Source organism: Jiella endophytica, from assembly GCF_004519335.1.
GTDB classification, from domain to species: domain Bacteria; phylum Pseudomonadota; class Alphaproteobacteria; order Rhizobiales; family Rhizobiaceae; genus Jiella; species Jiella endophytica.
In genome coordinates this window covers 1,038,441-1,059,783 of sequence record NZ_SOZD01000002.1, presented here as the reverse complement: position 1 = coordinate 1,059,783, position 21,343 = coordinate 1,038,441, and the positions used below count along the sequence as shown (strand labels likewise).

18 protein-coding genes, 1 tRNA gene and 1 riboswitch are annotated in these 21,343 nt (G+C 66.5%); of the genes, 9 read left to right on the top strand and 10 right to left on the bottom strand.

Annotated features, from left to right (window positions below; translation table 11 throughout):
* Complete coding sequence (locus tag E3C22_RS09870; RefSeq protein ID WP_134761805.1) at window positions 1-1,776, bottom strand: N-acetylglutaminylglutamine amidotransferase; 1,776 nt, start codon at window positions 1,774-1,776, stop codon at window positions 1-3.
* A 235-nt stretch (window positions 1,777-2,011) separates the two neighbouring features.
* A riboswitch (cobalamin riboswitch) is annotated at window positions 2,012-2,262 on the top strand.
* Window positions 2,263-2,432: 170 nt separating this feature from the next.
* Here E3C22_RS09870 and cobU point away from each other — a divergent pair.
* The 6 genes from cobU to E3C22_RS09840 all read left to right on the top strand — a co-directional run bounded on the left by cobU (window position 2,433) and on the right by E3C22_RS09840 (window position 11,121).
* Window positions 2,433-2,951 carry a bifunctional adenosylcobinamide kinase/adenosylcobinamide-phosphate guanylyltransferase gene (cobU, locus tag E3C22_RS09865; protein WP_134761804.1) on the top strand — a complete coding sequence of 173 codons (519 nt, stop codon included), beginning with the start codon at window positions 2,433-2,435 and terminating at the stop codon, window positions 2,949-2,951.
* Window positions 2,952-3,000: 49 nt separating this feature from the next.
* On the top strand, window positions 3,001-4,101 hold the full coding sequence (gene cobW, locus E3C22_RS09860) for a cobalamin biosynthesis protein CobW (RefSeq protein WP_134761803.1): 1,101 nt from the start codon (window positions 3,001-3,003) through the stop codon (window positions 4,099-4,101).
* 10 nt (window positions 4,102-4,111) lie between these two features.
* Window positions 4,112-8,692 carry a cobaltochelatase subunit CobN gene (gene cobN, locus E3C22_RS09855; RefSeq protein WP_167591709.1) on the top strand — a complete coding sequence of 1,527 codons (4,581 nt, stop codon included), beginning with the start codon at window positions 4,112-4,114 and terminating at the stop codon, window positions 8,690-8,692.
* A 31-nt stretch (window positions 8,693-8,723) separates the two neighbouring features.
* Window positions 8,724-9,176 (top strand): GNAT family N-acetyltransferase, encoded by a 453-nt coding sequence (locus tag E3C22_RS09850; protein WP_134761801.1) that lies wholly within the window; start codon window positions 8,724-8,726, stop codon window positions 9,174-9,176.
* A 38-nt stretch (window positions 9,177-9,214) separates the two neighbouring features.
* Window positions 9,215-9,823, top strand: a complete 609-nt coding sequence (cobO, locus tag E3C22_RS09845; RefSeq protein WP_134761885.1) for a cob(I)yrinic acid a,c-diamide adenosyltransferase — start codon at window positions 9,215-9,217, stop codon at window positions 9,821-9,823.
* 203 nt (window positions 9,824-10,026) lie between these two features.
* Window positions 10,027-11,121: a GGDEF domain-containing protein gene (locus E3C22_RS09840; RefSeq protein WP_134761800.1), complete on the top strand. Its 1,095-nt coding sequence runs from the start codon at window positions 10,027-10,029 to the stop codon at window positions 11,119-11,121.
* 1 nt (window position 11,122) lies between these two features.
* Here E3C22_RS09840 and E3C22_RS09835 read toward each other — a convergent pair whose 3' ends face one another.
* Both E3C22_RS09835 and pcaD read right to left on the bottom strand, forming a co-directional pair.
* A complete protein-coding gene (locus E3C22_RS09835; protein WP_134761799.1) occupies window positions 11,123-12,187 on the bottom strand; it encodes a 3-carboxy-cis,cis-muconate cycloisomerase in 1,065 nt (354 codons plus the stop codon).
* Window positions 12,184-12,990 carry a 3-oxoadipate enol-lactonase gene (pcaD, locus tag E3C22_RS09830; protein WP_134761798.1) on the bottom strand — a complete coding sequence of 269 codons (807 nt, stop codon included), beginning with the start codon at window positions 12,988-12,990 and terminating at the stop codon, window positions 12,184-12,186. Before pcaD ends, E3C22_RS09835 begins: the two co-directional genes overlap by 4 nt.
* Before the next feature lie 132 nt (window positions 12,991-13,122).
* On the opposite strand from pcaD, the gene E3C22_RS09825 reads away from it, so the two are divergent.
* A complete protein-coding gene (locus tag E3C22_RS09825; RefSeq protein WP_134761797.1) occupies window positions 13,123-14,073 on the top strand; it encodes a carbohydrate kinase family protein in 951 nt (316 codons plus the stop codon).
* 138 nt (window positions 14,074-14,211) lie between these two features.
* Here E3C22_RS09825 and E3C22_RS09820 read toward each other — a convergent pair whose 3' ends face one another.
* Window positions 14,212-15,000, bottom strand: a complete 789-nt coding sequence (locus tag E3C22_RS09820; RefSeq protein ID WP_134761796.1) for an outer membrane protein — start codon at window positions 14,998-15,000, stop codon at window positions 14,212-14,214.
* A gap of 504 nt (window positions 15,001-15,504) precedes the next feature.
* Here E3C22_RS09820 and E3C22_RS09815 point away from each other — a divergent pair.
* The gene (locus tag E3C22_RS09815) at window positions 15,505-15,951 is read left to right on the top strand and encodes a c-type cytochrome (RefSeq protein ID WP_134761795.1); all 447 of its coding nucleotides are present in this window, start codon (window positions 15,505-15,507) and stop codon (window positions 15,949-15,951) included.
* 335 nt (window positions 15,952-16,286) lie between these two features.
* On the opposite strand, the gene E3C22_RS09810 is transcribed toward E3C22_RS09815, so the two are convergent.
* The 4 genes from E3C22_RS09810 to E3C22_RS09795 form a co-directional block, all read right to left on the bottom strand.
* Window positions 16,287-16,478 (bottom strand): Trm112 family protein, encoded by a 192-nt coding sequence (locus E3C22_RS09810; protein ID WP_134761794.1) that lies wholly within the window; start codon window positions 16,476-16,478, stop codon window positions 16,287-16,289.
* Between the two features lie 68 nt (window positions 16,479-16,546).
* Window positions 16,547-17,224 carry an LON peptidase substrate-binding domain-containing protein gene (locus E3C22_RS09805; RefSeq protein ID WP_134761793.1) on the bottom strand — a complete coding sequence of 226 codons (678 nt, stop codon included), beginning with the start codon at window positions 17,222-17,224 and terminating at the stop codon, window positions 16,547-16,549.
* 224 nt (window positions 17,225-17,448) lie between these two features.
* On the bottom strand, window positions 17,449-18,489 hold the full coding sequence (gene trxA, locus E3C22_RS09800) for a thioredoxin (protein ID WP_134761792.1): 1,041 nt from the start codon (window positions 18,487-18,489) through the stop codon (window positions 17,449-17,451).
* Complete coding sequence (locus E3C22_RS09795) at window positions 18,486-19,013, bottom strand: prolyl-tRNA synthetase associated domain-containing protein (protein WP_134761791.1); 528 nt, start codon at window positions 19,011-19,013, stop codon at window positions 18,486-18,488. The genes trxA and E3C22_RS09795 overlap by 4 nt, the downstream gene beginning before the upstream one ends.
* Window positions 19,014-19,215: 202 nt before the next feature.
* On the opposite strand from E3C22_RS09795, the gene E3C22_RS09790 reads away from it, so the two are divergent.
* A tRNA-Gly gene (locus tag E3C22_RS09790) sits at window positions 19,216-19,290 on the top strand.
* An 89-nt stretch (window positions 19,291-19,379) separates the two neighbouring features.
* On the opposite strand, the gene E3C22_RS09785 is transcribed toward E3C22_RS09790, so the two are convergent.
* Together E3C22_RS09785 and rhaI are read right to left on the bottom strand one after the other, a co-directional pair.
* Window positions 19,380-19,934: an SIS domain-containing protein gene (locus E3C22_RS09785; RefSeq protein WP_134761790.1), complete on the bottom strand. Its 555-nt coding sequence runs from the start codon at window positions 19,932-19,934 to the stop codon at window positions 19,380-19,382.
* Window positions 19,935-19,982: 48 nt separating this feature from the next.
* Window positions 19,983-21,281, bottom strand: a complete 1,299-nt coding sequence (gene rhaI / locus E3C22_RS09780; protein WP_134761789.1) for an L-rhamnose catabolism isomerase — start codon at window positions 21,279-21,281, stop codon at window positions 19,983-19,985.
* Window positions 21,282-21,343: the final 62 nt, after the last annotated feature.

Genomic DNA, 21,343 nt, shown 5'->3' with positions numbered 1-21,343 from the left:
TCAGACCCCCTGTTCCTGGAGCCACATCTCGAGAAGCGCGACCTGCCAGAGCTCGGAGCCGCGCAACGGCGTGATGTGATCGGCGGGGTTGGCGAAAAGCTCGTCGAGATAGCTCTTTTGAAACAGCCCGCGGGACGTCGCCGCCTCGCTGGTCAGGGCGTCGCGGACCATGTCGAGATAGGGGCCAGAGATGTATTTCAGCTGCGGGACCGGGAAATAGCCTTTCTTGCGGTCGATCACCTCGGAAGGGACCACCTGCCGGGCGACTTCCTTCAGCACACCCTTGCCGTCCTGCTTCAGCTTCTCCTCGGCCGGCACGCGGGCGGCGAGCTCGACGAGTTCATGGTCGAGGAAGGGGACGCGCGCCTCGAGGCCCCAGGCCATGGTCATGTTGTCGACGCGCTTTACCGGATCGTCGACCAGCATGACATGGGCGTCGACGCGGAGCGCCTTGTCGACCGGGTTCTCCGCACCGGCCATGGCGAAGTGCCGCGCCACGAAGTCGCGGGAAACGTCGCTCTCGGTCTGCCATTCCGGAGCGATCTGGCTCTTCAGCGTCTCGTGGCTGCGGTCGAAGAAGGCGCCCGAATAGGCGGCGAGCGGATCGTTCGCGCCGACCATCTTCGGGTACCAGTGATAGCCGCCGAAGATCTCGTCGGCGCCCTGTCCCGACTGGACGACCTTGATGTGCTTGGCGACTTCCCGGGACAGGAGGTAGAAGCCGACATTGTCGTAGGAGACCATCGGCTCGGACATCGCCCGGATCGTTCCCGGCAGATGCTCCATCAGCTCCGAGCCCGGCACGAAGATCTTGTGGTGCTCGGTGCCGTAGTGCTTGGCGATGATGTCGGAGAACTCGAACTCGTTGCCGACCTCGCCATTGGCGTCCTCGAAGCCGATCGAGAAGGTGTTGAGGTCCTTCTGCCCGGCTTCGGCAAGGAGGCCGACGATCAGCGAGGAATCGACGCCGCCGGACAGGAGCACGCCGACCGGAACGTCGGCGACCATCCGCCGGTCGACGGCGAGCTTCAGCGCGTCCATGACGAGTTCGCGCCAGTCGGTCGGCGACAGTCTGTCGTCGCCCGGACGCGGCGAGAAGTCCGGCGCCCAGTAGACCTCATCGTCGAAGGAGCCGTCCGGCTCGATCATCCGCGTGGTCGCGGGGGGGAGTTTGCGCACGCCCTTGACGATGGTCAGCGGCGGCGGCACCACCGCGTGGAAGGTCATGTAATGGTGCAGCGCCTCGCGGTCGATCGTCCGGTCGACGTCGCCGGTCGCGAGAATCGAGGGCAGCGAGGAGGCGAGATAGAGGCGCTTGTCGTTCTGCGAGAGATAGAGCGGCTTGATGCCGAAACGGTCGCGCGCCAGCATCACCCGGCCGCTCTCGCGCTCGGCGATGGCGAAGGCGAACATGCCGTGGAAATGCTTCACGCAGTCCCGGCCCCAGGCGTGATAGGCCTTGATGATGACCTCGGTGTCGCCGGTCGAGAAGAAGCGGTAGCCTTTGCCCTCCAGCTCCTTGCGCAGTTCGGGATAGTTGTAGATGCAGCCGTTGAAGGCGATGGTCAGCCCAAGTTCGGGATCGACCATCGGCTGCTGGGCCTTTTCGGAAAGGTCGATAATCTTCAGCCGGCGATGGCCGAGACCGACGGGACCGCGCAGGACCATGCCGGATCCATCGGGGCCGCGCGGCGCCAGACAGTCTCCCATGCGTTGCAGCCGCTCGCCCGAGGCCGGTTTCTGATCGAAGCGAATCTCACCGCAAATTCCGCACATGAAGCGTCAGTCTCCGTCGATTTTGCTGTCTTTCGGCGATGTCGATCCTTTCGGATATAGAGGCTGAGACGAAACAGAAACCGTGCCGCAGCGATGTTTTTGCATTGCGGAAGGCGCGTCAATCGCCGGGCGGGACTTCGCTCCGCCCAGCGACACGGTCCCGGCTGCGCGGGAAATCTGCTTGCGATCGGTCGGCGGGCTGCTAGTTTGGCGCCGATCGGGCGGTCTTCAGGGGCCGTGCCGGACGAAGGACGGTTCCCCCGCCGCAAGCCTGGCGGGGGCGAAGAGGGAATGCGACGGGCCGACCCAATCCGGGGGTCCATATCGCAGCCGACCCCGCGACTGTAGAGCGGCGAGAAATGCGTCACTGGCCCGGCAGGGATGACCCGCCGGGATCTGAAAGCCACTGGAACCTACGTTCCGGGAAGGCGAGATGGATTTTGACGACCCGCGAGCCAGGAGACCTGCCGTGCTTCGAGAAGAAAAGGGCCGCTTGCGACGAGCGGCCGTCACGGAGGTTGATATGACGACTGGTTCCACACGAGCGCTGCGACAGGCAGCCTTCGCCGTTCCCCTGGCCGCCACGCGCCGCCGGCGCTGACTCGGGGGCATCCGCGACGCTGCGTAAAAGCTGGCGCCGCGTGGCCTTAGCCCGGATGGCCGACACCATCACATTCGTCATCGGCGGCGCCCGCTCCGGCAAGACCGCCTTTGCCGAAGCGCTGGTCAGCCGCAGCGGCCTGTCACCGGTCTATGTCGCGACCGGGCGGGCGTTCGACGCCGAGATGGACGCGCGGATCGCCCGGCACCGGGCGGATCGCGGGCCGACCTGGCAGACGCTCGAGGCGCCGCTCGATCTGGTCGGTACGCTTGAGCGCGAGGCGAAGCCGGGCCGGATGCTCCTCGTCGACTGCCTGACGCTCTGGGTGACCAACCTGATGATGGACGGCAGAGAGATCGATGCGGAGGCGGACGCCCTTGCCGCCTGTCTCGGCTCCGGGCTTGCGGCGCCGGTCGTCCTCGTTTCCAACGAGGTCGGCCTCGGCATCGTGCCGGACAATGCCATGGCCCGCGCGTTCCGCGATCATGCCGGCCGGCTGCACCAGCGGATCGCCGCCGTCGCATCGACGGTCTACTTCGTCGTCGCCGGCCTGCCGATGAAACTGAAGGGTTGAGCGGATATCCGCTCCCCGCAATTGAGACCTTGAAGAAAGGAGGCGCCGAATGGCTGCCCAGAAAATTCCCGCAACCGTCATCACCGGCTTTCTCGGCGCCGGCAAGACGACGCTGATCCGCAATCTCCTGCAGAATGCCGGCGGCCGGAAGATCGCGCTGATCATCAACGAGTTCGGCGATCTCGGCGTCGACGGCGACATCCTGAAGGGCTGCGGCATCGAGACCTGCAGCGAGGACGACGTCGTCGAGCTCAACAATGGCTGCATCTGCTGCACCGTCGCCGACGACTTCATCCCGGCGATGACGAAGCTGCTCGAACGGGGCAGCCTGCCCGACCATATCGTCATCGAGACCTCCGGACTGGCGCTGCCGCAGCCCCTCGTCGCCGCCTTCAACTGGCCGGAGGTGAAGACGAAAGTGACGGTCGACGGCGTCGTCACGGTGATCGACGCGGCGGCCGTCGCCTCCGGTCGCTTCGCCGACGACGAGGAGAAGGTCGCGGCACAGCGGGCGGCGGACGACAGCCTCGATCATGACAATCCTCTCGAGGAACTCTTCGAGGACCAGATTCGCGCGGCGGACCTGATCGTCCTCAACAAGGCCGACCTGATCGACCGGGACAGGCTCGAGGAGGTGCGCAAGCTGACCAGCGCCGCCACGGCCCGGGCGGTGAAGACCGTCGCCGCCGAGAACGGCAGCCTGCCGGCCGAGGTGCTGCTCGGGATCGCCGCCGGCGCCGAGGATCTCATCGCCGAGCGGAAATCCCATCACGAGATCGAGCACGAAGGCGGCGAGGAGCACGATCACGACGAGTTCGAGAGCTTCGTCGCCAATGCCGGCCCGGTCCTCGACCAGACCGCCTTCGTCGACGGGCTGAAGGATCTGATCGGCGAGCACGACATCCTTCGCCTTAAGGGATTTGCCGACATTCCCGGCAAGCCGATGCGCCTCGTCGTCCAGGCGGTCGGCCAGCGCATCGAGACCTATTTCGACCGGCCCTGGGGCAAAGACGAGAAACGGGCGACGCGGCTCGTCGTCATCGGCCTCCATGACGGGCTGATCGACGCGGTCTGCACGGCGATCGACGGACGCATCCGTTCGCTGGCGGCGGGCGAGGCCCCTGCGGTCCCCCACACCGCAGCCGAATAAGGGCGCGGACTTGCATCTTCTTCTCGCCCAGAAGGGAACGATCGACGACGGCGGCGAGGCGGTGGATCTCGGCCAGTCGCCGGGGGAGATCGTGTTTCTGTCCGCGGCGGATACGGAAATCGCCGCGCTGGCGGCGGCGGCGCACCGCCTGGATCTCGGGCCGCGCGAGCTTCGGCTCGCCAATCTCCTGCGGCTCAAGCATCCGATGTCGGTCGACACCTACGTCTCCCGCACGCTTGGCCGGGCGAAGCTGGTGGTGGTGCGGCTTCTCGGCGGCGCCGCCTACTGGCCCTATGGGCTCGACGCGCTGCTCGCCAATGCGCAAGGGACGGGAGGCCTGCTGGCGGTGATCCCCGGCGACGACAAGCCGGATCCGGGGCTGGATGCCTATACCACCATTCCGCTCGACCAGCGTGACCGGCTCTGGCGGTTCCTGATCGAAGGCGGGCCGGCAAATGCCGAGGGGTTCTTGCTCGGCTGCCGCGCGGTGCTTGGAACAGGCGAATGGCCGGGCGCTGCGGCACCGCTCCTGAAAGCGGGGGTGGTGCCGTCGGCTCTCTCGGAGCAGGCGGGGTACCCTACGCGGGACGGTGGTGCGTTTTTGGCTTCCGCAGCGGACGAGCACCCCCCTCTGGCTTGCCAGCCATCTCCCCCTCAAGGGGGGAGATCAGCAGCAGGCAATGTCGGCCTCCGTTCTGAAAGGTTGAAGCTACCTGAAAAGGGGTTTGAGCAGCCTGCCGACGCTTCAATTGAGGGTGCACGCGCCGAGCAAGGTCCGATCTCCCCCCTTGAGGGGGAGATGCCCGGCAGGGCAGATGGGGGTAACAGCGCCAAGGTCTCAAACCCCGTCGCGACGGTCGGGCGGCGGACCGGTGCCGCCGAACAAGGTCCGATCTCCCCGCTTGAGGGGGAGATGTCCGGCGGGGCAGAGGGGGGTCCCGGCGACGCTCGCCGCGGCGAGGACGGTTTGGAATGGATCCCGGGTCAAGCCCGGGATGACGACCTTTGCCAAGAAGGGGATGACGAACCGGGTCAGGCCCGGGGTGAGGAGGCTGCGGCCCGGGACGCCGCCGCCGCCGAAAGGCCTCTCGCCGCCATCGTCTGCTATCGCGCGCTCGTCCAGAGCGGCCAGACGGGGCCTATAGAGGCCTTGGCAAGGGCCATGGCTGAATGCGGCCTCGACGTTCTGCCCGTCTATGTCTCGAGCCTGAAGGACCCCGTCTCGGTCGAGACCCTGCGCGGCCTCTTTTCCCGCCGACCGCCGGATGTCGTCGTCAATCTCACCGGCTTTGCCGTCTCGTCTCCGGCAGCGGGGGCCGGCGCCGAGAGGGTGGCGACCGTTCTGGAGGAAACCGGTGCCGTCGTTCTCCAGGGGGTGCTGGCTTCCGGCTCCGAGGAGGGCTGGAACGGGTCGAGCCAGGGGCTGTCGGCGCGGGACCTCGCCATGAACGTCGCGCTGCCGGAACTCGACGGCCGCGTCCTTACCCGCGCCATCGCCTTCAAGTCGGCCGGGGACTGGGACGCGCTGACCGAGACCGACATCGTCGCCCATCGCGCCGTCGCAGGCCGTGTCCGCTTCGTCGCCGAACTCGCCACTCGCTGGGCGCGGCTGCGGCGGAAGCCAAACCCGCAAAAGCGCGTTGCCATATTGCTTGCCAACTATCCGAACCGCGACGGCCGGCTCGGCAACGGCGTCGGTCTCGACACGCCGGCAGGAACCGTCGAGGTCCTGAGGGCAATGCAGGCGGCGGGCTATCCGGTCGAAACGCTGCCGGAAAACGGCAACGCCCTGATCGACTATCTGATGGCCGGGCCGACCAATGCCGGCACCGCCGCACGCGAGATACGCGAGGTGATGCCGCTCGACACCTATCGCCGGTTTTTCGACAGCCTGCCGGAAGAGCTTCGCAGCGCGGTGACTGACCGCTGGGGGCCGCCGGAGGGCGATCCGTTCGTCGTCGCGGCAGATGGTAAGCCGGCTTTTGCGCTGCCGCTCGCCCGCTTCGGCGATACCCTTGTTGGGATCCAGCCGGCCCGAGGCTACAACATCGACCCCAAGGAGACCTACCATTCGCCGGATCTCGTGCCGCCGCACAACTATCTGGCGCTTTATGCCTTTCTCCGCGAGACCTGCGACGCCGTCGTCCATATGGGCAAGCATGGCAATCTCGAATGGCTGCCCGGTAAGGCACTGGCGCTGTCGGAGCGCTGCTTTCCCGAGGCGGTGTTCGGGCCGATGCCGCATCTCTACCCCTTCATCGTCAACGATCCGGGCGAGGGGACGCAGGCCAAGCGCCGGACGTCGGCGGTCATCATCGATCATCTGACACCGCCGCTGACGCGGGCCGAGACCTACGGGCCGCTGAAGGATCTCGAGGCGCTGGTCGATGAATATTACGAGGCGGCGGGCGGCGATCCGCGGCGCCTCGCGCTCCTGAAGACCGAGATCCTCGATCTCGTCCGGGACATCGGTCTCGACCAGGACGCCGGCATCGTTTCGGGCGAGGCCGACGACAGCGCGCTGACCAAGCTCGACGCCTATCTCTGCGATCTGAAGGAAATGCAGATCCGCGACGGGCTGCACGTCTTCGGCGTCTCGCCGGACGGCAGGCTCCTGCATGACCTCGTGGCGGCGCTGGCGCGGCTTCCTCGCGGCTCGCGTCCCGGCGATGCCTCGCTGATGCGGGCACTGGCGGCGGATCTGGGGCTGTGTGGACTGCCTTCTGGCGTGGCGGCTGGGCACCCCCCTCTGTCCTGCCGGACATCTCCCCCTCAAGGGGGGAGATCAGGCGGCGGGGATGGCGGCGTTTCTTCTGAAAAGCCTTTGGCCGCAACTGATAGCTGGGAAAACGCACCAGCCGACGTCAGCAGTATTGGCGATGCCGCCGAACGAGGTCCGATCTCCCCCCTTGAGGGGGAGATGCCCGGCAGGGCAGAGGGGGGTAGCGGCGCCGAGGTTACAGACTTCACGGCAACATCCGAACGGGGCGATTCCGCCGGACCAGGGTCGATCTCCCCCCTTGAGGGGGAGATGTCCGGCAGGACAGAGGGGGGTAACGGCGCAGCTGGTGACGACAGCAAGTCCTTCGATCCCCTCGACTGCGACATGGCAGCACCGTGGGAAGGACCTCGTCCACAGCGTCTGGCGGATCTGTCCACAAGCCCGTGGCGCACGGTGGGCGATACGGTCGAGCGACTGGAGAGCCTGGCAGTCAGGCTGATCGCCGGTGAAATACCCCCGGATGTTCACTGGATATCCACAAGGCCGGTTCTCGACGCGGTCGAAACGGAGCTGAAGCCGGCGGTGATCGGCTCCGGCCCGGCCGAGATCGCCGGCCTCCTCGAAGGGCTCGCAGGCCGCTTCGTCGCGCCCGGCCCGTCAGGCGCACCGACGCGGGGTCGGCCGGACGTCCTGCCGACGGGGCGGAACTTCTATTCCGTCGACACCCGGGCCGTGCCGACCGAGACCGCCTGGCGCCTCGGTAGGAAGTCGGCTGAGCTCCTCGTCACCCGGCACCTGCAGGACCAGGGCGAGTGGCCGACATCGCTCGGGTTGACGGCCTGGGGCACCTCCAACATGCGCACCGGCGGCGATGATATCGCGCAAGGCTTGGCGCTGGTTGGGGCGAAGCCGGTCTGGGACCGCGCCTCGCGAAGGGTCACCGGCTACGAGATCGTCACCCTTGCCGAGCTCGGACGGCCGCGCATCGACGTCACCTTGCGGATCTCCGGCTTCTTCCGCGATGCCTTCCCGGATCAGATCGCCCTCTTCGACCGGGCGGTTCGCGCCGTCGGTGCTCTCGAGGAGGACGAGGCCGACAACCCGATCGCCGCGCGCATGCGCCGGGAGAGGGCGGCGCTGATCGAGGCGGGAGCTGACGAAAGCGAAGCGGAGCGGCGCGCCGGCTTCCGGGTGTTCGGCTCGAAGCCCGGCGCCTATGGCGCAGGGCTGCAGGCGCTGATCGACGAGAAGGGCTGGGACGACAAGGCCGATCTTGCGGAAAGCTATCTCGTCTGGGGCAGCTACGCCTACGGGGCGGATGCGGAGGGCACTGCCGAGCGAGGCATGTTCGAGGAACGGCTCTCCGGCATCGAGGCGGTGGTCCAGAACCAGGACAACCGCGAGCACGATCTGCTGGACTCCGACGACTACTACCAGTTCGAGGGCGGCATGACGGCTGCGGTCGAACATCTCTCGGGCGCGCGACCGGTGGTCTATCACAACGACCATTCGCGGCCCGAGCGGCCGGTGGTGCGAACGCTGGAAGAGGAGATCGGCCGGGTCGTCCGGGCCCGGGTCGTCAATCCGAAATGGATCGCCGGCGTCATGCGCCACGGCTACAAGGGCGCCTTCGAGATCGCCGCGACGGTCGACTACATGTTCGCCTTCGCCGCGACCACCGGGGCGGTGCGCGACCATCATTTCGAGGCGGCCTGGAACGCATTCGTGATGGACGATCATGTCCGCGCTTTCCTTGAAGCGAACAATCCCGCCGCGCTCGGCGAAATCCGTGATCGCTTCGCCGAGGCGATCGAGCGCGGCCTCTGGTCGCCGCGCTCGAATTCTGCCCGGGCGGAACTTCGCACTTGAAGCGGCACAGCGACCGCGCCATGACGCTTTCATGACGCCGACCATCGAACGCCTGACCCTGCCCGATCTCGACCTTCGCGCCCGCATCGTCGGGCCGCTCGCCGAGTTCTCCACCAAGAAGGATTTCGCCTTCGCGCCGCGCTTCGTCACCCTGGCGCTGACGGACGAGATAGGCGCCGATGGCGGCCTGATCGCCCAGCTCTACTGGGACTGGATGCATATCGAGATCCTCGCGGTGCCGGAGCGCTGGCGCGGCCGGGGCCTCGGCCGGCAGCTGATGGAGATGGCGGAGGCGATCGGCAGGGAAGAAGGCTGCACCGGCATCTGGGTCGACACCTATTCCTTCCAGTCGCCGGGATTTTACGAAAAGCTCGGCTACCGGCCCTTTGGCCGCCTGCCGGACTATCCGAAGGGCGAGAGCCGCATCTTCTTCGCCAAGATGCTCTCCCAAGACACACCGAGCCAACCGGAGAAGGCCGCATGAGCGACGGGCCGCAAGAGCGCAGCAAGATCACCGACGGGATGAGCGAGGCCGAACTCGACGCCCGCCATGCCGAGAAGATGCGGAAGAAGAAGGCGGCCCGCGACAAGATCCTCGCCACCAAGACCATCGAGAAGGGGCTGCTGATCGTTCATACCGGCAAGGGCAAGGGCAAGTCGACCGCCGCCTTCGGCCTCGTCTTCCGCGCCCTCGGCAACGGCATGAAGGTCGGCGTCGTCCAGTTCGTCAAAGGCAAGTGGGAGACCGGCGAGCGGAAGATCCTCGAGCATTTTCCCGATCAGGTGACGATGACGGCGATGGGCGACGGCTTCACCTGGGAGACCCAGGACCGTCAGCGCGACATCCAGGCGGCAAAGGCGGCGTGGGAGCGGGCAAAGGCGCTGATCATGGACGAGGAGCACGACATGGTGCTGCTCGACGAGATGAATATCGTCCTGCGCTACGACTATCTCGACCTCGGCGAGGTGATCGGCTTTCTGAAGGGTAAGCCGGAAAACAAGCATGTGATCGTCACCGGTCGCAACGCCAAGGACGAACTGATCGACATCGCCGACCTCGTCACCGAGATGGAGATGGTGAAGCACCCGTTCCGCTCCGGCGTGAAGGCGCAGAAGGGCATCGAGTTCTAGAAGCGGTTGTCCCGAACGCCGCAGCTTCCCTCACATGTCCGTGAAGACAGCGATTCGCCTCGGCCGCGGTAACCTTTAGCCGGCAATTAAGCGCGTATTATCAAAGCCCGGACGCTGCGCCCGGATGGCACGCGTAGCCCTCGGAGCGCATTCGCTGCCGGGATGCCCGACATCGCGCGAACAGATCTTGCCGCAGGACAGGGATGAAATTCGAGCTCCTCATTGCCGCCTTCCTGCAAAGCCTCGGGATCGTCTTTCTCGCGACCCTGCCCTACGAGATGGTGCTGACGCGGGTGAAGGGCCTGGCAGGGCGCCGCATGGTGTCCGGCTTGGTGCTGACGGCCTGCGCGCTCGGCTCGATGATGGTTCCGGTCACGCTAGCCGACGGTCTCATCTTCGACATGCGACACGTCTTCCTCGTCCTCGCCGCGACCTATGGCGGTTTGCCTGCCGCCATACTGATGGCCGCGGTTACCTCCGCTTACCGGTTCTTCGTCGGCGGTTCCGGGATGCTGGCCGGTGTCCTCGGCATCCTCATTTCCACCTTCGTCGGGATCGCGATCGCGCGATGGAACACGATCGGCGGTCCGACGCCGTTGAGACGGCTCGCACTGATGGGCCTCTGCGCCTCGCTGTGCCTCGCCGCCCTGGCTCTGCTGCCGTTCTCGACCGCCGCCGCGGTGCTTCTTCAGGTCGGTCCGACCTTCGTCATCGCCAATCTCCTCGGCGTCATCCTGACGGCCAAGATGCTCGACCGCGAGCAGGGGCGCGTATTGCGCGAGCAGGCGCTGGCCGAGGATGCGATGCGCGATCCTCTGACAGGTCTCGTCAATCGCCGCAGCTTCGATCGCCGTGCACCGCAGATGGTCGCCAAGGCGAAAGGGCAGGGCAGGCCGAGTTCGCTGTTCCTCCTCGACGTCGACCATTTCAAGCGGGTCAACGATACCTATGGCCATCCGGCGGGTGATGCGGTGCTGCGCTCCGTCGCCGACATCCTGAGTGCGCGAGCGGGCATCTCGGGCATGACGGCAAGGCTCGGGGGCGAGGAATTCGCCGTCCTCTTGCCGGGGGTCGACGAAGTCTCCGCCAGGCGCAAGGCCGAGCGCCTGCGTGGCGAGATCGCCGGCGCCAGCCATGATGTCGGGAGTGCGACGGTTGAAGTCACCGTCAGCATCGGGATCGAGACGATCGCCGATGACGGCCGGTCGTTCCAGGAGGCCTTCGACCGGGCAGATGCGGCGCTCTACCGGGCGAAGAAGGCCGGCCGCAACCGCGTGACCGCCGCGCGGGCCGCCTGACTCAGCCGTCGTCTTCGGCGAGCGACAGCTTGTCGAGGAGTTCGAGCGCCGTGCGCGTCGCGGCGCCGGCCGCCATCGCCGTCTGCGGCAGGATCATCCATTCCAGCGACCATGCCGCACCGGAGCGCTCATTCTCGTGGACGAGCGCCTGATGCATGCCGGAAACGAGGGTGGCGTTGAACCGGGCGAAGGTGACCAGGATCTCCGCCCCGACCGGATTGTTCTTGTGCGGCATCGCAGACGAGCCGCCGCCGCCGGCAAGCTTCAGTTCGCCGACTTCGTTCTGGATGGACAGGACGACATCCTGACCAAGCTTGCCGAGCGCCCCAGTGATCAGCGAGAGCCAGCCGGCGAATTCGGCGAGGCCGTCCCGCTCGGAATGGAGCGAGGTCGGGGCACGATGGAGCCCGAGCTTGGCAGCAGCCGCGGACGCGATCGCGTCGGCCCTGTCGCCAAAGCCCGCCCGGTCGCCGACGGCGCCGCCGATCCGCAGCGCGAAGGCCCGCGGGGCGATCTCCTCGCGTCGGAGGCGGCAGCGCAGCAGCGGGTCGGACCATGCGGCGATCTTGCGCGAAAAGCGCGTCTCCTTCGCCGCCTGCATGCGGGTATGGGCCATCACGGTCTTCTGGCCCGCAGCCAGATTCCAGGCGGTGAAGGCGTCGGTGATCTGCGCGAGCCGCCGGTCGAGGACCAGCGAAACGCCCTGCAGGCGCATCGCCAGCGACGCGTCGATCACGTCCTGGCTGGTCGCGCCCTTGTGGAGCGCCTTGGCGGCGTCCTCGGGAATTCCGCCGCGAAGCTGCTTGAGGAGGCTCGGCACGACGACGCCGTCGCGCGCTGTCCCTTCGGCGAGGGCGGCGAGATCCGGCGTGAAGTCCGATGTGGAGGCCCGGATCGCCTCGGCGTGGCGCGGATCGATCAGGCCCGCCTCCGCTTGCGCCTCGGCGAGCGCCAGCTCGAAGGCCACCATCGCCTCGATATCGGCGCCGGCGGAAAAATAGCTGGCGATCTCCTCGTCGCCGAAAAGCCGGCCGAGAAACGGATGACCAAAGACCGAAGCCGTCACCGGGAGGCGTCCTTGCCGAAGACTTCGCCGGCAAAGTCGGCAATCAGCTTCGCCGTAGCTTCCGGCTGCTCGATACAGGGCAGGTGACCGGCGCCGGCGACGATCTCGAAGCGGGCCCCGCCGATCAGCCCGGCGCATTGCTTCACCAGCTCCGGTGGCGTCGAGCCGTCCTGATCGCCGACCATGCAGAGTGTGGGAACGGCGAGATTGCGGGCGGTCTCGGTGTGATCGGCGTCGCGCAGCGCGGCGCAGGAGCCGAGATAGCCTTCCACCGGTGAATTTAAAAGCATGTTCGAATAGCCGGTGAAAGCGGCGTTGTCCGGCCTGCGGAAGGCCGGCGTGAACCAGCGCGAGAGGATCTGATCGCCGATCGCCGCGATGCCGTCCTTTGCGATTGCGGCGATACGGGCGTTCCAGCTGTCGGCGTCGCCGATCTTGTGGGCGGTGTCCATCAGGACGAGGCCGGCAAGGCGCTCCGGCGTCTCCGCCGCAAGGCCGAGGGCGATCTGGCCGCCGATGGAGAGGCCGACGACGAGGGCCCGGGCGATCCCGTGATGATCGAGAAGGGCGGCGAGATCGGCCGAGTGATCCGCCATGCGATAGGGCGCCGGCAGCACCTCGGAGAGCCCGTGGCCGCGCTTGTCGTAGCGGATGATTCGGAAATCTCCGGCAAGCCGGGTCACGACGTCGTCCCAGATCCGGTCGTCGGTCCCAAGGGAATTGATCAGGACGAGGACCGGCGCGCCCTTAGGCCCGTCGGCGCGGTGATGGAGGACGACGTCGTTGAGGCGGTCGAAGGGCATGGCGGGGTCCGATTTCGCTTTCCCGGCATGATAGAGGCAGGCGGCGCCGAAGGAAGCCCCGGGGCGGGATGGTCTTTTCCCGGCTGCGCATTCCTGCTAGCGGCTTTTCCAACATTGAAGGGAGGGCCGCGGATGTTTCTCAGCTGTGGGGATTGCCTGTTCGATCTCTTCGCCATGCCCCAAGAGGATGTGGCGACGGTCGGTCTATCCGGCCGGGTCGGCGGCTCGCCGCTCAATGTCGCGCTGGGCCTGTCGCGGCTGGGGCATCATTCCGGCTATTTCACCAAGATGTCGGGCGATCTCTTCGGCGAGCGCATCCGCGGCTTCATGGAGCGCGAGCGGATCGACCAGCGCTTCCTGATTCCGACCGAGCGCAACACGACGCTCGCCATGGTTTCGCTCGGCCCGGACGGCTCGGCGAGCTACGCCTTCTACATCGAGGGGACCGCCGACCGCTCGATCGAGCCGGAGGAGGTGCCGAGCGCGCTGCCGGCCGATGTCGAGGCGATCCATGTCGCCTCCTATTCGACCGTGACCGAACCGACCGCGACGGCGCTCGCCCGGCTGCTGCGCCAGGAAGCGCCAAACCGCTTCATCTCCTACGATCCGAACATCCGCGCCTCGATCGAGCCGGATCTCGATGTCTGGCGGCAGAAGGTTTCCGAACTCGTGCCGCTGGCGGCGATGGTCAAGGCCAGCGAAGAGGACATTGCCCAGCTCTATCCCGGCCGCGCCGTCGACAGCGTCGTTGCGGAATGGGTGGCCGCTGGAGCGGAAATCGCCGTCGTCACCCTCGGCGAGCAGGGCGCCATCGCCGCGACGGCGAGCGGCGTGTCCGCCAGGGTCGCCGGCCGCTCGGTCGCGGTGGTCGATACGGTCGGGGCGGGCGACACCTTCCAGGCGGCGCTTCTTGCCGGGCTGAAGGAGCGTTTGAGCCTGTCGCGGCCTGCCATCGCGGGGTTTTCGCAGGACGATGTCGAGGCGCTGCTCGGTTTTGCCGTCGAGGCCGCGGCGGTCACCTGCACCCGCAAGGGCGCCGACCTGCCTCGGCGGAGCGACCTCGGCCTGCCGCCGCTCGGATGATTCCAACCGGGCGTATCGAGTGCCAGGCCCGGCTTTCGAAGCCCTGATCGAAACGAAAAGGCCGGCGGATGGAAATATCCGCCGGCCTTTTGCCGAACGCTCGGAGACGGGGCGGCTTTCGCCGCCCGGCAATCCCGATCAGTTGAAGTGATAGGCCGCCTTGGCCCACACGGTGTGGAAGTCGAGGTCGTTGTCGTCGTTGCTCTTGAACTCGACGTCGTTGACGCCGTTGGTCCCGGAGATCGTCTGCTCGTTCTTGCCGAGATTGGTGTAGAGATACTCGACGCCGAAGGAGAGGTTCTGGGTCGCCATGTAGTCGACGCCGGCGCCGACGGCGTAGCCGACCGAGGACTTGTCGTTGCTGGTGTCGAAGTTGTAGCCGGCAAATTCCGAACCGGCTGCCGTCGAGGGCGCCGAGGCGTCCTGCTTGACGTCGGCATAGGCGAGACCGCCGGTGCCGTAGACCATCACGTTGTCCATCGCATAGCCGAGCTTGGCGCGGACCGTGCCGAGATAGTTCAGCTTGGTCTCGTCGGTGAAGTTCGAACCACCCGGCGTCGAGTAGGTCGTCTCCTTGGTCCGGTCGATGTAGCTGAAGTCGGCCGTTGCACCCAGAACGACGTTGTTCTGGAACTGGTAGTCGTAGCCGATGTTGGCGCCGCCGATGAAGTTGCCGTCGAGGTCGTAGTTGACGTCGCCGCCACCGAAAGCCGGGGTGGTGCCGGGATCGAAGCTCGCCTCGCCGGCGTGCCCGCCCATCGCCGCACCGGCCTGGACGCCGAGATTGATGCCGGTCCAGGTGGTGGTCTGAGCGATCGGCTCGATCGCCATCGGCGCCGGTGCCGGCGGCTCGGGAGCAAGGATGTCGGCGGCCATTGCGGGGGTGGCGAACGCTGCGGTGGCGAGAAGCAGTGCAAAGCGTTTCATGCGTATTTCTCCTTTGTCGCGAAGCGCGACGGATGGCAGCAGGTCGGGACCTCTGCGCGTTGCGGATCCGGATAAGTTCCGAATTCGACAACGATCCCTGATCAGATTGGTTGGCTGAATCGTGGCAGGAATTCGGTCTTATTTTGAGTGTTGCAGAAGGGCCTCACTCGGCTCCGTCGCCGCGCTTTCGATGCCCCAATCGTTGGTTCGAAGCGTTGAAAATTGATTAAAATTCAAAGTTGATGGAAATTTCCGTAATCGTCTCATGCGTTTACGAGTGTGGCGAAAGTGTGGGGAGAATATTCCCAAGGGTAAGGTGACACTCGGCCTCGCAGGCAAATCTTCCGCGTGAAGGCCCTGCCGGGCAGGCATCACGCCGCCGGGCTCTGCAGGCGACTTTGGATTCGTTCTCAGCTTCGTTGCCAAGCCCGGGCAGCGCCCAATATGATCGCGGCAGTGGGCACTTGGACGATCGAACCCGAGATTTCACGAAAGGGAGGATCCATGCATAAATTCAGCCTCGTTATCGCCGGCGCGGCGCTTGCTTTCGCTGCCGGGGCGGCCTCTGCCCAGGAGGTCGGCGATCCCGCGGCCGGCGAGAAGGTGTTCAACAAGTGCAAGGCTTGCCACGCCATCGGCGAGGGCGCCAAGAACAAGATCGGACCGGAACTCAACGGCATCGTCGGCGACAAGCCGGGCGCCGACCGCGGCGGCTACAAGTTCTCCAAGCCGTTCCAGGACTGGTCGGCGGACAAGACCGCCTGGAACGAGGAACTGCTGACCACCTGGCTTTCCGACCCGCGCGGCACCGTCAAGGGCACCAAGATGGCCTTTGCCGGCCTCAAGAAGCCCGACGACCTGAAGAACGTCATCGCCTATCTCGCCAGCTTCAACGAAGAGGGCGCCAGCCAGGATCCTGCCGAGGTGCTGAAGGCTGCAGCGTCGAAATAGGCTTTCGCGCCATCGCCGAGCGACAGCATCGGCCCGAAAATCGCAAACGATTTTCGGAAAGCAAGATGCGGCGATTCAATGATTGAGCGCGTCCTTTGTACGTCCATTCCGACGCACGGCGCTCCAGGAAGCGGCGCTGCCCTTGGGAGGGCCGCTTTTTTCATACCGAAAGGCTTCGGTTGCGTTGCGGGACGATTCATGTCGCGGACTCGCGCCCCGCCGGAAACAGTGGCGCGATCCTCGTCTGTGCTACGCTGGCCGTCCGGCAGGATTGTCAGGTGTCGCGTCGGGGCGGCCACGCGCCGCGCGCGTCAGGCTCCGTAGACGAGCTGGCCCTATTCGATCTCCCGGGCTTCCGACGGCAGCATGATCGGAATGCCGTCGCGGATCGGGAAGGCCAGCCTGGCCGCCTTGGAGATCAGCTCGTTGTGCTCGCGGTCGTAGACCAGCGGCGTCTTGGTCAGCGGACAGACGAGCAGCTCGAGGAGTTTCGGATCCGGCTGACCGTCGTTCATGCGCTCGCTCATGGCAGTTCCGTCCGCTTGGCGTGTCGTGCGGCGGGCAATAGCATGGGCCGGCAAGTCAGGGCGAGTGCTCACTGCAGCGTTGGCGAACCGTCTTCGCCTCCCTCGCCGGCAAGCGAAATCTCGGTGATGGCGATCAGCGTCTCCGCCCGGGATTTCAGGTCGTTCGCCTCGAGCAGCGCCTGCTTCTCGGCGGCGCCATAGGGCGACATCATCGCCAGCGCGTTGACCAGCGTCTCGTTGGAGGCGCGGTCGATCGAGTCCCAGTCGGCTTCCATCTGGTTCGCCTCGAAGAAGCGGCGGAACGCCCGCAGCAGCCCCTCGCGGTCGACCGCCTCCTCGCCCATGCCGGCATCGAGATCACCGAGAAAGGCGGTGACGCGGCAGCTGCGATAGGGGGTGCGCACCGCCAATTCCTCGGCGATGCGGAAGCGCGCAATGCCCTGCAGGCTGATGATGTAGCGGCCATCGCCGGACTCGGCGAGCGAGGTGATCCGGCCCATGCAGCCGACCTCGCAGAGCTTCGGATCGCGGTTGTCGCGCATGGCGCCGTCGAGGCTCGGCTGCACCATGCCGATGATCCGCGACCCCGCCATCGCATCGTCGATCATCTCGATATAGCGCGGCTCGAAGATGTTGAGCGGCAGCTGGCCGGCGGGCAGAAGCAGCGCCCCGGTCAGCGGAAACACCGCGATCGTGGTCGGCAGATCCGATTCGTCCGCATAAGTGATATTGCCCGCCTGAACCAAAGAGCGCCTCCGTCGACCTCCTTGCGATGTGGAACGCGGGTCGGCGATCTCAAGGCCTGCGACCGGCCACGGCCGATTCGCGGGACGGCCCGTGCGGCGGTGCCAAGCGATTGTTTCGACGCCGCGTTTTCGTCGGTGGCCGGTCCGTCGGCGCAAAGAGCGATGGCGCACGACCGTCGCGGCGGCGGGAGGGGAGGCGGCAGCCGAAGGCGCCGCCCGCCGGCTCAGGCGAAGAGCAGCGAGGAAAGCCGCCGCCGCGCCTCCTTGGTGGCCGGGTCGGTCGGGCCCCAGGCGGCGAAGAATTCCAGAAGCTTCAGCCGCGCGGCGTCCTCGCCAAAGCTGCGGTCGCGGCGCATGATCTCGAGGAGATGGCCCGCCGCCGTCTGCCGGTCGCCCTTGGCATTGGCGATGAGCGCGAGATCGAATCGAGCCTGATGATCGTCGGGATCGCCCTCGATGCGCGCCTGGAGCTGCACCGGATCGCCGAGCCTGGCGATTTCTTCCTTCAGCTTCAGCTTGGCCTTCACTGCCGCCACGGCCGGATCCTCGGCCTTGTCCGCGGCCAGCTGGTCGATGACGGCCTTGGCGCGCTCGGCATCGCCCGAAGCGAGGTAGCACTCGGCAAGGCCGGCACTGGCGCCGGCATGGCCGGGCTCGTGCTGAAGCACGGCGCCGAAGAGCTGGGCGGCATTGCCGACGTCGCCGCTGGCGAGCAGCGTGTTCGCCTCCTCCAGCGCTTCGGCGATCGGATCGCCGCCCGGCTGGCCCGAGGTGAGCCGCGCGATGAAGGCCTTCACCTCGCTTTCCGGCAGAGCGCCCATGAAGCCGTCGACCGGCTGGCCGCCGACGAAGGCGAAGACCGCCGGAATCGACTGGACGCCAAGCTGCCCGGCGATCGAGGGATGCTGGTCGATGTTCATCTTGACCAGCTTTACCTTGCCACCGGCCGCCTGCACCGCCTTTTCGAGGATCGGCGTCAGCTGCTTGCACGGCCCGCACCATGGCGCCCAGAAATCGACGAGCACCGGCTGGCGCCGCGATTCCTGGATGACGTCCGCCGAGAAGGTCGCCGTGGTGGTGTCCTTGATCAGGTCGGCCGGGGCCGGCCCGGCAGTCGTCTCGCCGAAGCCGGAGAGGCCCGCCGGCGGGGTGGTGCCTGCCGGCTGCCGCGGCTGGCCACCTGCGGCCGATCCGAGGCCGACCGTCTGCTGCCCGAAGCCGCCCTGGGAAGCGCCATAAGGATTGCCGTAGGGGTTGTCGCTCATCCGTCCTGCCCGTCGCCCTCAACCGTTTCGCCGCCCGGCCGGGTGACGATTGGTTCGTGCCCGGTCGATCTGAAGAATTCCATCAATCCGTCGACGCCGATCGTCGTGGTCGCGGTGTTCGTCAACGGATGGCAGTTCACCATATCGTGCATGAGCAATGCCTCATCAAGCACCACGGTCACCCGGCCGTCGCGATCGTTGAGAACGCCGAAGGCGGTCACCGAGCCGGGCTCGACGCCGAGCATCGCCATCATCGCGTCGGGGCCGGCGAAGGACAGGCGACCCTGGGCGCCGATCAGCCGGTGCAGCGACTTCAGGTCGACAAGGGTGCTCTCCTCCGCGACGACGAGAAAGTGCCGGCCCTTCTTGTCCTTGACGAAGAGATTCTTGGTGTGGCCGCCGGAGATCTCGCCGCGCAGCTCCTGCGACTGCGCGACGGTAAAGAGCGGCGGGTGTTCGATGGTCGAGACGGCGATGCCGAGCTCGTCCAGATACGTCATCAGTTCGTCACGTGTCGCCGGCAAGGCCCGCCTCCGTCGCTGTCGCCGCAAAATCAGGCGATCCGTGCCGAGAGCCGGACGGACCCAGCGCCCCGGGGTGCTGGGATCGGGCCTCGCCCGGCCGGGCGATTTTGTCCAGCGGGAAATTTGGCTGTTGCATTGTCCGATTCTTTCGGCCATATAGCGCCCGTTCGCGGCGCCGGAAACGGATCGCCGCTGGGAGCGGGCGGGTGTAGCTCAGGGGTAGAGCACAACCTTGCCAAGGTTGGGGTCGAGGGTTCGAATCCCTTCGCCCGCTCCAATTTTCCTTTCTTCGATACGACTTGAACCGGCCGCCGTTCCCGAGACATCGGTGACAGTTCCCGTGTCGCGGCATGTTTTCGCCGGCTGTCACTCCATGTTGGTGTGGTTGCCGCGCATGGTCTCCGGTGAGACGGCCATGATGTCCCGCAGCTTCAGCACCATCACCTCGAAGAGGACGAACAGCGCGCCTTCGTAGAGCGAGCCCATCGGCAGGACGGAGGTCGCCGAGGCGCCCTGGTCGTTCGCCATGGTCTGGGCGGGAACCGTCAGCACGAAGTCGGCAAGCTCGGCGCAGCGGCCATTCGGCTGGGCGGTGAGGAACAGGATCTTCGCGCCGGCGTCCTTCGCGACGCCCATCAAGGCGAGCGCCGTGGAAATCTCCCCCGGCCCGACGGAGACGACGAAGAGATCGCCGTCCCCGAGCGCCGGCATCGTCATGTCGGCGACCACGCCGACATGGCAGCCGAGGTGGAAGAGCCGCATGGCAAAGCCCTTGATCTGCAGGCCCTCGCGTCCGCCGGCATAGGTGCCGACGCGCCGCGCATCGGCGATCATCCGGCAGGCCGTGTCGACGGCGCCGTCGTCGACCCCGTCCATCACCGTGCCGAGTTCGGCGAGTGCGATTCGATAAAGATCGCTCATGTTGTTTCCTCCACCCTCGTGAATTCCCGCTTGTCGCCCGAAACCGGGTCAGACGATGCCGCCGCCGGAGCCGCGGCTGGCCGGCCGCGCGGCAGCCACCCTTTCGCGGTAGCCGCTCGCCCGGTAGGCGGCGATCGGATCGATCGCCCCGCCATCGCGACGCCGTGCTTCGGCAAGGATCGGCGTCACGTCGGTGCGGAACGCCTGCTTCAGGCATTGCGATGCCATCAGCGCGTCGTTGTCGTCCTGCAGGCCGCGCAGCGCCGCACGGTCGACGAGCAGCGCCTGGGCATAGGCACGGCGGATCTCGTCAGCCGAGCGCAGCAGGCTTTCGATCGGGTCGGTGACGTTGTGGGACTGGTCGATCATGTGGGCCGGGTGAAGCCGCTCCAGCGTTTCGCCGGCTTCCACCAGTTCGTTGAAGACGAGGAACAGCCGGAACGGATCGATCGAACCGGCGTCGAGATCGTCGTCGCCATATTTCGAATCGTTGAAGTGGAAGCCGCCGAGTTTCCTGGCAAAGATCAGCCGCGCGACGATCTGCTCGATATTGGCGTTCGGCGCGTGATGGCCGAGATCGACGAGGCAGAAGGCCTTCGGTCCGAGTTCCTGGGCGATCAGGAGGTTGGTGCCCCAGTCCTGCACCACCGTCGAATAGAAGGCCGGCTCGTACATCTTGTGTTCGGTAAAGAGCCGAAAGTCGTCCGGCAGCCCGGCATAGATCGTCCGCGCCGATTCCAGATAGCGCTCGAAGCTGCGGGAAAGGTCGGACTGGCCGGCGAAGTTCGATCCGTCGCCGACCCAGACGGTGATCGCCTTCGATCCGACGGCACGGCCGAATTCGACGACGTCGAGATTGTGCTCCACCGCCTGGGCGCGCACCGCCGGATCGGCATGGCTGAGCGATCCGAACTTGTAGGACAGCGGCTGCTTCGGATCGTCCGGATGGTCCTGGAACGTGTTGGAATTCATCGCGTCGAAGGCAAGGTCGAGGCTCGTAGCCTTGTCCTTCAGGGCCGCCGGATCGTCGCGGTCCCACGGAATGTGTAGCGAGACCGACGGCGTTGCCCGGCCAAGTTGGTGGATCACCGCGCAGTCGTCGAGCTTTTCCATGATGCCGCGGGGCTCGCCGGGGCCTGGAAAGCGGGCAAAGCGCGTGCCGCCGGTGCCGACGCCCCAGGACGGCACCGCGACGGTGAAGCCCCTGACGGCCTCGACAATCCTGTCGATGGAAATGCCGCGCCGGTCGAGCTGCTCGCCGAGCGCGGCCAAGTCGCTCGCAAGGTCGCCGCTCTGTCGTTCGTTGGCCGTCTCGATCACCGACGGATCGATCGGTTGGTCGCTCATGGCCCGTTCCTCCCAGATTGGCCGGATGGCGAAAGCCCGTTCCTCGTCGTGCCGTCGTCGCG

What these genes read in the sequence shown, in the direction of transcription:
- E3C22_RS09870 (WP_134761805.1), bottom strand. Translation starts at nt 1,776, where the DNA reads ATGTGCGGAATTTGCGGTGAGATTCGCTTCGATCAGAAACCGGCCTCG.
- cobU (WP_134761804.1), top strand. Translation starts at nt 2,433, where the DNA reads ATGGCCGACACCATCACATTCGTCATCGGCGGCGCCCGCTCCGGCAAG.
- cobW (WP_134761803.1), top strand. Translation starts at nt 3,001, where the DNA reads ATGGCTGCCCAGAAAATTCCCGCAACCGTCATCACCGGCTTTCTCGGC.
- E3C22_RS09850 (WP_134761801.1), top strand. Translation starts at nt 8,724, where the DNA reads ATGACGCCGACCATCGAACGCCTGACCCTGCCCGATCTCGACCTTCGC.
- cobO (WP_134761885.1), top strand. Translation starts at nt 9,215, where the DNA reads ATGAGCGAGGCCGAACTCGACGCCCGCCATGCCGAGAAGATGCGGAAG.
- E3C22_RS09840 (WP_134761800.1), top strand. Translation starts at nt 10,027, where the DNA reads ATGAAATTCGAGCTCCTCATTGCCGCCTTCCTGCAAAGCCTCGGGATC.
- pcaD (WP_134761798.1), bottom strand. Translation starts at nt 12,990, where the DNA reads ATGCCCTTCGACCGCCTCAACGACGTCGTCCTCCATCACCGCGCCGAC.
- E3C22_RS09825 (WP_134761797.1), top strand. Translation starts at nt 13,123, where the DNA reads ATGTTTCTCAGCTGTGGGGATTGCCTGTTCGATCTCTTCGCCATGCCC.
- E3C22_RS09820 (WP_134761796.1), bottom strand. Translation starts at nt 15,000, where the DNA reads ATGAAACGCTTTGCACTGCTTCTCGCCACCGCAGCGTTCGCCACCCCC.
- E3C22_RS09815 (WP_134761795.1), top strand. Translation starts at nt 15,505, where the DNA reads ATGCATAAATTCAGCCTCGTTATCGCCGGCGCGGCGCTTGCTTTCGCT.
- E3C22_RS09810 (WP_134761794.1), bottom strand. Translation starts at nt 16,478, where the DNA reads ATGAGCGAGCGCATGAACGACGGTCAGCCGGATCCGAAACTCCTCGAG.
- trxA (WP_134761792.1), bottom strand. Translation starts at nt 18,489, where the DNA reads ATGAGCGACAACCCCTACGGCAATCCTTATGGCGCTTCCCAGGGCGGC.
- E3C22_RS09785 (WP_134761790.1), bottom strand. Translation starts at nt 19,934, where the DNA reads ATGAGCGATCTTTATCGAATCGCACTCGCCGAACTCGGCACGGTGATG.
- rhaI (WP_134761789.1), bottom strand. Translation starts at nt 21,281, where the DNA reads ATGAGCGACCAACCGATCGATCCGTCGGTGATCGAGACGGCCAACGAA.